At 46.0% G+C, this 12,189-nt stretch carries 15 protein-coding genes; all 15 read right to left on the bottom strand.

Features of this window, described 5'->3' with window-relative positions:
- Positions 1 to 22: 22 nt before the first annotated feature.
- The 15 genes from BLS15_RS05675 to hisC all read right to left on the bottom strand — a co-directional run bounded on the left by BLS15_RS05675 (position 23) and on the right by hisC (position 12,171).
- Positions 23 to 859, bottom strand: coding sequence for a sporulation protein YpjB (locus tag BLS15_RS05675; RefSeq protein ID WP_090510419.1), 837 nt, complete (start codon positions 857 to 859; stop codon positions 23 to 25).
- A 41-nt stretch (positions 860 to 900) separates the two neighbouring features.
- Positions 901 to 1,560 (bottom strand): DUF1405 domain-containing protein, encoded by a 660-nt coding sequence (locus BLS15_RS05670; RefSeq protein WP_090510414.1) that lies wholly within the window; start codon positions 1,558 to 1,560, stop codon positions 901 to 903.
- A 125-nt stretch (positions 1,561 to 1,685) separates the two neighbouring features.
- Positions 1,686 to 2,564, bottom strand: a complete 879-nt coding sequence (locus BLS15_RS05665) for a menaquinol-cytochrome c reductase cytochrome b/c subunit (protein ID WP_090510410.1) — start codon at positions 2,562 to 2,564, stop codon at positions 1,686 to 1,688.
- 16 nt (positions 2,565 to 2,580) lie between these two features.
- On the bottom strand, positions 2,581 to 3,252 hold the full coding sequence (gene qcrB / locus BLS15_RS05660; RefSeq protein WP_005546984.1) for a menaquinol-cytochrome c reductase cytochrome b subunit: 672 nt from the start codon (positions 3,250 to 3,252) through the stop codon (positions 2,581 to 2,583).
- Between the two features lie 20 nt (positions 3,253 to 3,272).
- Positions 3,273 to 3,809 (bottom strand): Rieske (2Fe-2S) protein, encoded by a 537-nt coding sequence (locus tag BLS15_RS05655; protein ID WP_065290862.1) that lies wholly within the window; start codon positions 3,807 to 3,809, stop codon positions 3,273 to 3,275.
- Positions 3,810 to 3,982: 173 nt separating this feature from the next.
- Complete coding sequence (locus tag BLS15_RS05650; protein WP_090510927.1) at positions 3,983 to 4,429, bottom strand: DUF2487 family protein; 447 nt, start codon at positions 4,427 to 4,429, stop codon at positions 3,983 to 3,985.
- A 133-nt stretch (positions 4,430 to 4,562) separates the two neighbouring features.
- A complete protein-coding gene (locus BLS15_RS05645) occupies positions 4,563 to 4,742 on the bottom strand; it encodes an IDEAL domain-containing protein (protein WP_021254668.1) in 180 nt (59 codons plus the stop codon).
- Between the two features lie 24 nt (positions 4,743 to 4,766).
- The gene (locus tag BLS15_RS05640; RefSeq protein ID WP_021254669.1) at positions 4,767 to 5,273 is read right to left on the bottom strand and encodes a gamma carbonic anhydrase family protein; all 507 of its coding nucleotides are present in this window, start codon (positions 5,271 to 5,273) and stop codon (positions 4,767 to 4,769) included.
- 84 nt (positions 5,274 to 5,357) lie between these two features.
- Complete coding sequence (locus tag BLS15_RS05635) at positions 5,358 to 6,515, bottom strand: hypothetical protein (RefSeq protein ID WP_021254670.1); 1,158 nt, start codon at positions 6,513 to 6,515, stop codon at positions 5,358 to 5,360.
- Positions 6,516 to 6,738: 223 nt separating this feature from the next.
- The gene (locus BLS15_RS05630; protein WP_065290860.1) at positions 6,739 to 7,347 is read right to left on the bottom strand and encodes a histidine phosphatase family protein; all 609 of its coding nucleotides are present in this window, start codon (positions 7,345 to 7,347) and stop codon (positions 6,739 to 6,741) included.
- A gap of 23 nt (positions 7,348 to 7,370) precedes the next feature.
- The gene (locus BLS15_RS05625) at positions 7,371 to 7,967 is read right to left on the bottom strand and encodes an anti-sigma factor family protein (RefSeq protein WP_021254672.1); all 597 of its coding nucleotides are present in this window, start codon (positions 7,965 to 7,967) and stop codon (positions 7,371 to 7,373) included.
- Between the two features lies 1 nt (position 7,968).
- The gene (locus BLS15_RS05620; RefSeq protein ID WP_021254673.1) at positions 7,969 to 8,550 is read right to left on the bottom strand and encodes an RNA polymerase sigma factor; all 582 of its coding nucleotides are present in this window, start codon (positions 8,548 to 8,550) and stop codon (positions 7,969 to 7,971) included.
- A 283-nt stretch (positions 8,551 to 8,833) separates the two neighbouring features.
- Complete coding sequence (locus BLS15_RS05615) at positions 8,834 to 9,607, bottom strand: prolipoprotein diacylglyceryl transferase (RefSeq protein ID WP_090510407.1); 774 nt, start codon at positions 9,605 to 9,607, stop codon at positions 8,834 to 8,836.
- A 375-nt stretch (positions 9,608 to 9,982) separates the two neighbouring features.
- Positions 9,983 to 11,077 carry a prephenate dehydrogenase gene (locus tag BLS15_RS05610; protein ID WP_090510403.1) on the bottom strand — a complete coding sequence of 365 codons (1,095 nt, stop codon included), beginning with the start codon at positions 11,075 to 11,077 and terminating at the stop codon, positions 9,983 to 9,985.
- Entirely contained in the window at positions 11,074 to 12,171 is a 1,098-nt protein-coding gene (hisC, locus tag BLS15_RS05605; protein WP_090510398.1) for a histidinol-phosphate transaminase, read from the bottom strand. The genes BLS15_RS05610 and hisC overlap by 4 nt, the downstream gene beginning before the upstream one ends.
- Between the last annotated feature and the right edge of the window lie 18 nt (positions 12,172 to 12,189).

Below are 12,189 nucleotides of genomic sequence, written 5' to 3'. Positions count from 1 at the left end.
GACATACTGATATTACTGCCTTCTACCTCTTACTATTGCGGAAGTTCCCTGGACGAATAGCATATTGTTCATAGCGATACTTCTGAAAACCTACATAAGCCAACATCATGCATACGATAAAGGCCAGCATAAAAATCCACTGAAACGGCATCGGTGTATAAGCAAGCGGCCCTAATGTCGGGTTCGCCTTACTCGAACCAAATAACTGGATCAACACCGAGTCCCCATATTTATTTAATGCCTGATTTGCTTCCTTAGGACTGTGTTTTCCCATTATTGATTCACGGATAAGTTGGCTTAACGACTCCATCATCTCAATCGTCTGTACATCTCGCTGGATGGTCGCAGCAGGACGAATCCGATCAATATGCTCCAACCAGCGGTTGGCATAGGGAATCCATTCTCTCTTATTATCCGTAGCAAGCAATCGTGCCATATCATCACGCAGCACCTGCTCGTATTGGAGCCACATCGGTTGCTTCGGATTGGTTAAAGCGTCCGTAGCAAGGCGCAATCTGGCCGATGCACTCATCATTTCCTCTTGCTTCAATTGAATGGAAGGCAATATCCGCTTCACTTGTACGATTGCATCGCTAAGTGCACGTACACCCTCAACACTTGTCACATCATTAAATGTTGTCTCCGTGAACAGCTTGCCCATAGCATGAACCGCTTGCTGTATTTTCTCGATCTCTCCTGCAACGCTCGCCCGATAAATCTGTTCTGCATACTGATCTAGCTGCTTCCACTTCTCGCTCGCCGTCTGAACCGGATCAGCAGCAAGTCGAGACCCCGCATATGTAAAATCGGGCAGTCCTAGGAATCCGAGAATACATAACACAACCATTACCGCACGCATGTACATCCCTCCCCCATCATCGTATGGGAGGATGTCCACATTTAGAACATAGCTTCCTTCGATATGTTCGTTCTTTGGTCTCGATAGCGCATTGCTAGCCAAGTCATAACGACACTAATCCCTGTCCATGTAAAAGTAAAAATACATACTGCAGGCAGTTCATTTACTAGCGTATACGGAAGCCATGGGTACACCCCAGCACTGTAATCAACGGTATCATTAAGCCATGTCCAGCACGCTGCCAGCGTCAGCGCTGCACTGCCAAATGCAAACAACCGGACAAATAACAGCCCTTCAACCGCCATCGCCAAGTGTGAACCAATTAGCATCCAATCCTGCCATACCATTGGCGAACCCAAATAAGCTCCAGCGACAATCATGACACATGCCCAAATCCCATATTTAATCGACGTAACAACACCTAACGCTTCAATTATACGTTTTGCAATCATGCCGAATATGGTTCGAGGCTGCGGCCGAAATAGCAAAAATCCAATACTGATCGTAAAGAACAGACTTGCCGTAGGACTATCTGGAACGAAGATCAATTGCCATGCAGGATGATGCTCCCACGTATAGATCAACTGGTTTTTATACCAGTAGTAACCGTAAATTGTTCCAAGAAGATTGCTCCAAAACAATAACCATAATACCCATCGCTGCGAAAGAAAACGTGTGCTCATTACTGATAACAAGTTCATAATTGCTCTGCTCCGATTATTAGGAATATTAAGTTCGTATGCATTTCTAGGGTGTCAATTTCTATGTAATATTAGAATAAGACCTGACTGCACTTTTGGCAATCAGGTCTGTCACACGTTTGAATCTATTGTTTTGCTGCCTTCTGCTTCGAGAGCCAGTCGGCAATATGTTCGATATCTTGGTCATTCAGGCCTTCCTTCTTGGCTGCTTCCACCATAGAAGGCATTCCGCCTTTACCATCCTTAATGACCGTTAAGATCTCATCCTTGCTGAGCTTGTCGCCAATACCAACAAGGGCAGGGCCCGCAGCACCCTTCATATCAACTGCGTGGCAGCTTAAGCAGCCAACCTTCTTCATGTTCGCAAATGCTGAATCATCCTTTTCAACGATGGCGATGCCTTTGCTTGGTTTTGGCTGGTTAGAAGCCTCACCCTTCTCAGCAGCCTCACGTGCCTTTTCCTCACGCTCGACATGCTCTGGTATCATATTCTTCTCAGCCATCTCGGCCTCATAGTGAACCCAAGCGACTCTTGTCAAATATACACATGCGATCAATGTCAAAATCATCATTGAGGATGCGATTGGGCGGCGATAGAATCTGCGTTCCTTCCCTGTATCGAGGAATGGAGCAAGCAGCAGGCCTCCGAATGCAAGACCAGGGACTAACACCGTACCGATAACAACATAACTTCCTGATGCATATGGATACTTCAAGAACTGATAGAGAAATAAGAAATACCAGTCTGGAATCGGAACGAACGCCGCGTTATTCGGGTTCGCCGGATAACCGAGCGGTGCAGCTTCCGAGATCGTTAATACTAGAAAAGCGACCAGTGCCACACAGCCAACCATCCACTCTTTCAACAAGAAGTTAGGAATGAAGGCTTCGGATTTCCCCGGAAATGAGGTGTAATCCGGTTGTTTGATTGTGGTTGTTCTCTTCTTAACACGAGAGTCGCCAACAAAGACGACTTTTTCTTCTTTGGAATTCCCATGTGCCATCTCGTTTCCTCCTCCCTTATAGCGGTCCCGAAATGCCTTGGCGTCTAATCATGAAGAAATGCGCTCCAAGCAAGGCAAGAAGTGCCCCTGGCAGGAAGAACACATGAATCGCGAAGAATCGCGTCAATGTCTGCGCCCCGACGACCGTTCCGCCCTGCAGCAATTCTTTCAAATACGGACCGATATATGGTACGGTATCCGCGATCTCCATGCCGACCTTAGTTGCAAAGTAAGCTTTGTTGTCCCAAGGCAGCAAATAGCCCGTGAAACCAAGTCCGAGCATGACGAAGAAGATAAGCATGCCAACTACCCAGTTCATCTCGCGTGGTGCCTTATAGGAACCAGTAAAGAATACACGAAGCGTATGTAATAACATCATAACGATAACTAAACTTGCTCCCCAGTGGTGCATACCGCGAACAATTTGTCCGAAGGCAACCTTCGTCTGCAAATATTCGACACTGTAGTATGCGTTCACAATATCAGGGACATAATACATGGTCAGGAACATGCCTGACAGAATTTGAATGACTGTAATAAAAAACGTCAAGCCACCGAAACAGTACACGAACGCAGAAAAATGGTGTGCAGGGTTAACATGCTCAGGCACCTCATGATCCGCCACATCGCGCCACATCGGCGTTATATCCAGACGTTCGTCAATCCAGTTATAAACACCTTTAAACATCTGTTATTTACGCCTCCTCGTTATTGCACGTGTTGGTTCGCAATGATATCGCCCAAGTATACAAAGCCATCCTTAACCTGCACTTTGTATTCGTCGAGCGGTGCACGAGCAACTGCTAACTGCTTGCCTTCTTTCGTATAGTGCGCACCATGGCACGGGCAGAAATATTGATCCTTGTATGCCGGATTCTTATTCCAGTCAACCGTACATCCTAAGTGCTTGCACACCGGAGACAATGCAAATATATTGCCTTCCTTATCCTTGCTTATCCATGCCGTGAGCGTTGGAGTACTCTCATACCAGCCATCGACTTGCTTGATTTCGAAGGTAAATTCAGTAGGTGATTCTGAAATCTTGCTCAATTCAGCAACCTTAATGTAATCGCCTTCTGACTTCTTCTGAAGCAACGGATCAACTGCAAACCGGACCATCGGCAGAGTAGGACCAACAAACATGAATGCACTTGCCCCACCCAGCGTGTATGTAAGAAATTGTCGACGGGACATTTCTTTTCGCGGCTTTTGAGGTGGATGCTCGTTATTCTGCGGTTTACTCATATACTGTCTAACCCCCCTTTACACAACCGTTCTGAGAGCTTGCTATGACGATAATCACATTCTAACTAGGACATCACTATAATATCCCAGCACTATGAAAGCGTCAAGAATTTACCAATATAATTACCAGAATGAACCTTTTTCTTATGTAAAATGTTTGAATATTGTCACATTTATCCTTGAGTTTGTGTGACGCTCCACATATTTTGCACACATATCTTCATCGCAGAACGTACTTGCCCAGCCTCTTCTTCCATCAGCTCAGCAGGAGTAATGACTAGATCCGCGGCCGGAAGCTTGTCTGAAGTAAGCGGCAGTTGTGCCGATACGACGACAATATACGCAAATCCCTGGCGTCGGAGTCTGGTGCACAATCCATTCAATAGCCTCAGCTCATCATCATCAAGCTGCTGAGATACGAAATGGTATGCAGGATAGGTTACCGTTCTTCCTCGGAAAGGTATCTCAATGCCATCCAGCCAGTCGCGCAGCTTCTCCAGACGATACCCAGCTTCGATTGGGGATTCAGTCCCGTTCAGCCCTGTAACTGGCAATATGCACGTGTCCAGATACGGCCCCCATTCTTCCCATTGTTCTTCGGTCAGTTCACTAAATTTCACGACGTCTCCCCCATCTTTTTCCTTGTCATTACTCCCCATTATACTGAAATGAACAAAAAAATGAAGAACCGCAAAATTGCGCTCTTCATTCATAACGATTTGTAAGGCATCCTTTTGGACAAGTTCTTAGAAGCTACTGCAATGTTTTCAATTCGTCCGTCAAGGTTCGGAACGAGGATTCATCCCCTGTTGCGAGTGCTTTGTCGATTTGTTCATATATTTTTTCCGTACGGTATTTCCGTATGGCATCGTCCCATATCATCTCCGCTGTTAAACTTAACATCGCCTCATACGATACCTTCATTTTATCCATAGGATACACCTCCAACCAACACGATTAAGAGATCCTATATTCCTTTCCTTTCACCACATAGTTCTGAGTTGTCCGTTTCATTCGCTCTACATCTTCATCTGTCAGTTCGCGTATGACTTTTGCGGGTGAACCTAGAGAAAGAGTATAGGCCGGTACTTTTTTATTTTCTGTTACGACAGAACCTGCTCCTATTAAAGCATATTCACCAATGTCAGCACCGTTCAGTACAATAGCCCCCATGCCAATCAATGTACCGTTGCCTATCCGGCAGCCATGTATAATTGCACCGTGGCCTACCGATACATCATCTTCAACGATTAGCGGCTGATTGGCATTCACATGTCCGATAACGCCATCCTGGATATTCGCTCGCTTGCCAATCCGTATGGGTGCCATGTCTCCACGAAGCACCGCATTGAACCACACACTGGATTCAGCGCCAATCGTCACGTCTCCAATCAGCTTAGCGCCTTCTGCCACATATACGGAAGCATCAACAACTGGCAATATGCCTTGATAAGGTATGTACATTCGATAACATCCTCCCGATCGACCATTCCCACATAGCTCTAGCTTCAAATTCACTAGGCATAGGAAATTTTTGGACCCATCGTATCAATGAGAATGCCTCTTGTCAACATCTAGCTGAATTTTGTCCTCATGCGCGACATAAACACTATCAATAATAAGCTGCCCTCTGCGAGTCGTCTGTATGACCGAACCATACTGCTCATCTTCACCGAATCGAATGACGCCTAGATGAACCAGCATCATAATAATTCGCTGTCTGAATACGGCCTGTGACGAGTCGAAGAAGAATGGTCGCACGAACGGAAGTAGAGCCCGCTCCAAGGAATCTAACGTTGTCCACTGCTTGGTACATAACTGAATCCAATGCACGATGGATAACAAATTCGGAATCGCATTCTTGTACAGCTTCAACCAAAATCGATACAACGAAGCAGACGACTCTATCCCCCCGTTAGCGATACGTTCAATACCCTTTGGTGTACAGCTTAACCGTCCATCGCCTTCCTCCAGCCACCCTTGATAAAAGGCGTAGTCATATAAAAGCGACATACGGTTCGGATAATCATGGAATCTTCTCCCGTATCCAAATCTCCATTCACCACGGGCAATAGGGGCTTCTTGTACGCCAAAGTAATCGAGAAGCTGCTGCTGCGTTTTTTTGTACATAACACCTTCCGCATTCAGCAATACATTTCCGTCCACGATGAATTTCAGAAGCTGTAACACGTCCTCCGCCATTCTTCCATCTTCATCCCGATATGAGGAAGGGGTATCCGTTTCTGTCAAATGCATCGCGAATGACTGCCTGAGTACATCAATTAATCTCATCTTCAAATCGCTCGGCACTTGGAACAAATACTTGGTTTGATGCGAGCAGCCATTGAACAGCCATCCACTATGCTTAAATTTAGAAATCGTTTCACGTGGATGCGGCATTGACGTCACCGCCTGCTGTTCAGCACCAGCATGTTCTAAATCGAACTTTGTCTGCTGCACTCGAGCGATCAATTCCTCCAAGCTAAATGAAGCACGTTTATCAAACAAAATGGAGTTAAGGAACCTAAGCTCTTCAAGCGTCATCTCGTTCACATGCTGTTCGAACACATCCCTTCTGCCTAACACTGACAGAATGGACTGAATCAGCTCGTGCTTGGAATGTTCATTGCAGACGCACCCATAACGCTGAGCAATTCGAGTTAGTTGATTAATATCCGCGTAACTGAGCATATCCGCTAAATTCATGCATGACCTCCGTTTCCGTCAGACGTAATGTGCCGAATCCTCGATGTCCATTACTCATTATTGGAATATTTATCACATTTATTCACATTGTCGTAGAAAACATCGAATATTATATAACGAGGAGATTCTCCTCATAGCCCTCAGGCATTTGCTCATGCAAACACAAAAAAAGCAGTTCGCTTCACTTCACGTGAAGTCGAACTGCTTATTAAGATATCCTTAATTATCGCGGTTTTGCTGTCAGATCCAAATGGCGGATATGCTCCATGCAATTATAGAGCAGCGGGTGCCAGCCTTCCGAACGTTTTTCTAATATTGAATAGGATAAGTTCCCAATGTGTCCTTGTCTGTCGCTTCCAAATAGAGCAATGTACAATTGAGCCAGCCAGCTCCCATGAGAGACTACTAAGAGATTAGATCCCATATGCTGATTTGCGATATGCTCTAGCGTTTGAACGGCGCGGTACTGAAGTTCTTCATCTTTTTCCTGGCCGAGATCCATCTTCCGCCACTCTGCACCCCAGCGCTGCTCTCGCTCTTCCGGCGTCGTGCCTTCTACGAGACCATAAGCTCGCTCACGAAGTCCCTCTACGGGTGATAGTAATGGAATTTGGAGTGCATCTGCCAGAATCGATGCAGTCTCTTCTGCTCGTTGTAATCCGCTGGATATGACATAGTCGAATGGTGCAGTCTCTTGGACGAGGCGCTCTGCCAGCAGCCTTGCCTGTTCACGACCTGTTTCATTCAACGGTATATCCGTCTGTCCTTGTATTTTCCCCTGCGCATTCCAATCGGTTAACCCATGGCGTACCAAACCAATATGTTGTTTCATTGTTACTCCTTCATAGTCATCCGTTATTGACGCACTCGTGTCAACCAGTTCAACAGCAGTAATGCAAACGTCACCCCAAACAATGACAATGCAATCCAATAATGAGGAATCGTCGGAACAACCCGCAATATTGTCGGTTCACTTACATTGCTTGCAACCGGCAATTCAATATCAAATGCATCCAGGCCAGAATGATCACTGCCTGCCAACGCAGTCGGCAGTATCCCACTAACTGCATGAATATTAGACTGTTCATTGCGAATAAGAAGGAAAACAAGAGCACAGAGGAACATGGCCATACAAAAAGCGATTATCCCCGCAATCACTTGACGTGAGCGCAGGGATAACGCATGAGAACGTCTATGTACAGGCATCAGCCAATCTTGTTCCTCATATATGCGATCCATAACGCGACTCGCTGCTGAGCTGCTCGCTTGTTCCGCATCAAGCTCCAACTCAACTTCATCTTCCATCCAATCCATGCTCGCAGACCATACTGCGAACTGCTCCGCACACGCTTCGCATCCTTCCAGATGTCGATCGATAGCTTCACGTTGCGGATCGTCAATAGGCATATCGACATAATCCGATATCCATTCGAGCGCTTCCGCACATTTCATGTTAGTTCATCCCTTCAAGACCAGGCTCCCTTATGTATGGTTCTAACTGGATCTTTACACTAGCTCGAGCCCGGAACAACAACGATTTAACCGAACTTACGGTTTGCCCTAATACTTGGGCAATTTCTTGATAGTCCAGTTGGTCGTATTCTCGAAGAATGAGAGCGGAGCGTTGTTTGTCAGGCAACTTGCTGATTGCCTCACGCACCAATTCTACCTTCTCATGCCGCAGCAATGCATATTCAGGCGCCGCTTCCTTCGGCGCTTCCGGAACGATTCCTTGCTCTTCATCAAGTGATACTTGAATGCTTCTCTGCTTACGAAGTTCGCTTAACACGGTGTTGCGCGCAATCGTATACAGCCAAGTCGAGAAAGAGGCATCTGATTCCCTGAACGTATGCAGGCTTCGATATGCCTTGTAAAATGTCTCTGCACACAAATCTTCTGCCAACAGCTCCAACTGGGAATTTTTCAACATATGATAAATAAATGATAGCAATTTGCGTTGATAACGATTCATCAATTCCGCGAAACAGTCTGTGTTGCCGTCCTTGATTTCACGGATGATTTGGGAATCGGTCATGGATTCAAGTCCTCCTTGCTTTCCATATCCATCCCGATGCGCTACCTGAATGGTTATACTCTCGAAGTTAAAAAAAGTTGCGAATCGGAGAAAAATGTTATAAAAGCCTCTATAAGCCTAATGATACGTACTATGGGTATGATCCGTGTCATGAAAACATGACACTCGAGCTTTATCATTTCAAGTCGTATTTTAGCATAATAAAGTCGAAAATTGATTAAAAATTTTTTAAGATTCAGATTTCATTAAAAAATCACCCCCTCAGGAGTGATTCAAGCCAGCCTTACAACGCCGCATTCCGCTGTTTCATCGATTGATAAGTCATGCTAACAAAAGTGATACAAGCCATTGCAAATACGAGCAATGAAATAAATTGAGAAGTCGAGAGCATGCCGACACTTCCACGAATAATATCACCACGGTAGAATTCGATGATAAATCGGCCAAGACTGTAGAGCAGCAGATACAGACTCGCAATGACACCAGCCGTCTTACTGCGCTTCGCTGCATAAAGTAGAAGGAAAAAGAGCGCAAAACTAAATCCACTTTCCATGAGCTGTGTAGGGATCAGGTTCACACCATTAGGCGCGATTTCGGATTCGTGAAACGTAATGCCGAACCATCCATTTGTCTCCTCTCCATAGCAGCACCCTGCCAAAAAGCATCCGATTCTGCCAAAGCCCTGTGCCAAAGCAATGGAAGGAACAAACAGATCAAGATGCTCCATGAAGGACAGACCCTTCACCTTACAATACACATAGCCTGCAAGCACGCCACCAATAATCCCGCCATAGACGACGAACCCCGATGACAAATCCCATATCATCTCAGGATGATCAATGAGATTCTTGCCTTGGGTTATCCAAAATAAGAGCTTAGCTCCCATAAACCCGCCAAGCAGCCCCCAGAGCGTAATCGAAGATATATGGGAGTGCTCCATGCGCTTCTTCTCTGCTCGCCTAACCAATACTTGATATGCAGTAAAAATTCCAATTGCAATCATTAGTCCATACCCATATATGGTGATTGGGCCAATATGGAGCAGATCATTCTTCATCGCAACCCTCATCCTTTCCCCTTCATTCAAGCATATTTATTGAGGCAGACATACATGTTCTCACAGCAAATGATGCTGCTCCCCCTGCATTACTGGTACTTTTACACAATTATAGAGAGCCGAACACCTACCTGTCAAAAACCTTAAACGAAGCTGTTTTTCAGCGGTTTATCCTTAGTTGCTCGCAGGACGCTTAGCACCATTTCCATTTCAATACAAAAAAAATACCACTCCGATTGGAGTGGCTGCACACTTGTGCAATTCTATTGGATAGGAGTGGAGAGAAACCATACTGTACTGCTATTATAATGTATACGTTTTCATGCCGTCAATAGGTTTCCGTAAAAAATTTTCTTCAATTCACAAATTTTTCCGTTAGATGAATATTTCATAATCTTTGGAGCTTAACAGCTCTCTCGCACGATCCCAGTCATCCTGCTGTCGGAATGACAATCGGAGCACACCAGGTACATCTTCACGGCTTTCAATTATTTGAACATTGCTCAAGTTAATGTGATGATTCCCCAGCTCTGTCGCAATGCTGCCAATAATGCCCGGATGGTCAGGAACATTCACGTACAGTTCATAGAGCGATTGAATTATACCTTTGCGGCGTTCCGGCATACGGCTTCGGAATTCGCCAGCTTCTGTGAACTGCTGAATAATTCCTTCACCGTCCTGGCGCTGCAGCATATCAATAAATCGCTCCGTAGACGCTTTCCAGTCCTGAAGTAAATGGAGAACAACATCCCTATTGTTAATCAAAATATCTCTCCAGATGACCGGATCGCTTGATGCAATGCGGGTAATATCCCGGAACCCGCCGGCAGCGAGCAGTTCGTACAGCTCATTGCTCTCATTATAGGATCGTACTTGATTAACCAATGCTACAGCCACTACATGCGGCAAATGGCTGATTGCGCCAACCACTTCATCATGTTCCTCTGGATTCATCCGAATAATGTGCGCTTTCGTATAGCGGAGCAGAGATACAAGTCTGCTGTAAGCTTCTTCATCCGCCGAATCGTCAGGAGTGAGCACGTAGTAAGCATTTTCGAACAACAATGTCGTTGCCGCTTCAACCCCTGAACGCTCCGAGCCTGCCATTGGATGCCCGCCTATAAAATGCACATCGTCCCATGAAAGAGAACGTGCGCAGCGTGCGACCGAAGCCTTGGTACTCCCCACATCAGTTACGATACAGCCTGCCTTAAGCGGTAAATTCCGCAAATCACTCAGCATCGATTCCAGCATTCCAACTGGACAGCATACGAATATGTAGTCCGCATCCTCTACCGCTTCGTGCAAGGAAGTCGTCGCTTCGTCTACAACGCCGCGCTGCACATACTTCTCTGTTGAAGACGGGCTCGGAGAGTAACCAACTACATGCATGCCAGGTCTATTTTTGAAACAGAGGGCGAGGGAGCCTCCGATTAGTCCCACGCCCAATATAGCTATCTTAGTTCTCATGAAGTCACCTTAATCTCGGCCAGCGCTTCTTCCAAGGCTTGAATCATTGCCTCATTTTCTTCTTGGCTGCCAATTGTAATACGTAAATGATTTGGGTATTTATGATGCCCCGCACGCGCTATAACGCCACGACGCAGGAGCGCGTTAAAGACTTCTATTGCAGAAAAGCCTACGTCAACCATAATGAAGTTGCCGTGAGCCGGGAAGCTCTCCAAATTCATACGCGCAAATTGCTGCTCTACATATTGAATGCCCGCTGCATTCTTCTGTCTGCAATCTTCAATGAACCCTTGGTCTTGAACGGCAGCCAATGCTGCTGCTTGTGCGAAGCGAGTCGTATTGAACGGTTCACGCACTTGATTAATCGTACGGATCACGTCAGCATGTCCAACCCCGTAGCCGATACGTAGGGACGCAAGTCCATAAATTTTCGAGAACGTGCGCAAGGACACGACATTGGGATAACGACGAACCAGATCTAATCCATCACGGAAGGAAGGATCTGTCACGTACTCACAGTAAGCTTCATCCAATACAACCATGACATTTGCAGGCACTTTTGCAACGAATTGCTCCAATTCTTCCGCACTTACAATTGTGCCTGTCGGATTGTTCGGATTGCAGATCCATACGATCTTCGTCCGCTCGTTTACGGCAGCAAGCATTGCTTCCAGATCATGCGCTCCTTCTTTTAAAGGAATCTCTACTGTGACAGCCCCTTCAATCTCTGCATTATGCTTGTATTGAGGAAACGTCTGATCTGCGATGACAATCTCATCACCTGGAATCAGGTACGCACGGCATATCATTAATATAACTTCATCGGAACCTGCGCCGAAAATCAATTGATTGTGCTCAACGCTCAAGTGTGCCGCAACAGCATCTGTCAGTGCTCTAGCCGCTCCATCGGGATAAATGCTCGTATTGTTCACTTCATTCAATATTGCTTGCTTCGCATGCTCAGAGGATCCGAACGGATTCTCGTTGGAAGCCAGCTTGATAATACGATCCAAGCCAAGCTCCCGCTTCACTTCATCAACAGATTTGCCTGGCTGATATACAGGCAGGTGTACAACACTGTTCTTCGGCTGCATATGGGTACCACCTTTCTC

Source organism: Paenibacillus sp. cl6col (genome assembly GCF_900102125.1).
Lineage (GTDB): Bacteria > Bacillota > Bacilli > Paenibacillales > Paenibacillaceae > Paenibacillus_B > Paenibacillus_B suaedae.
This window is presented reverse-complemented; position numbering and strand designations above follow the sequence as displayed.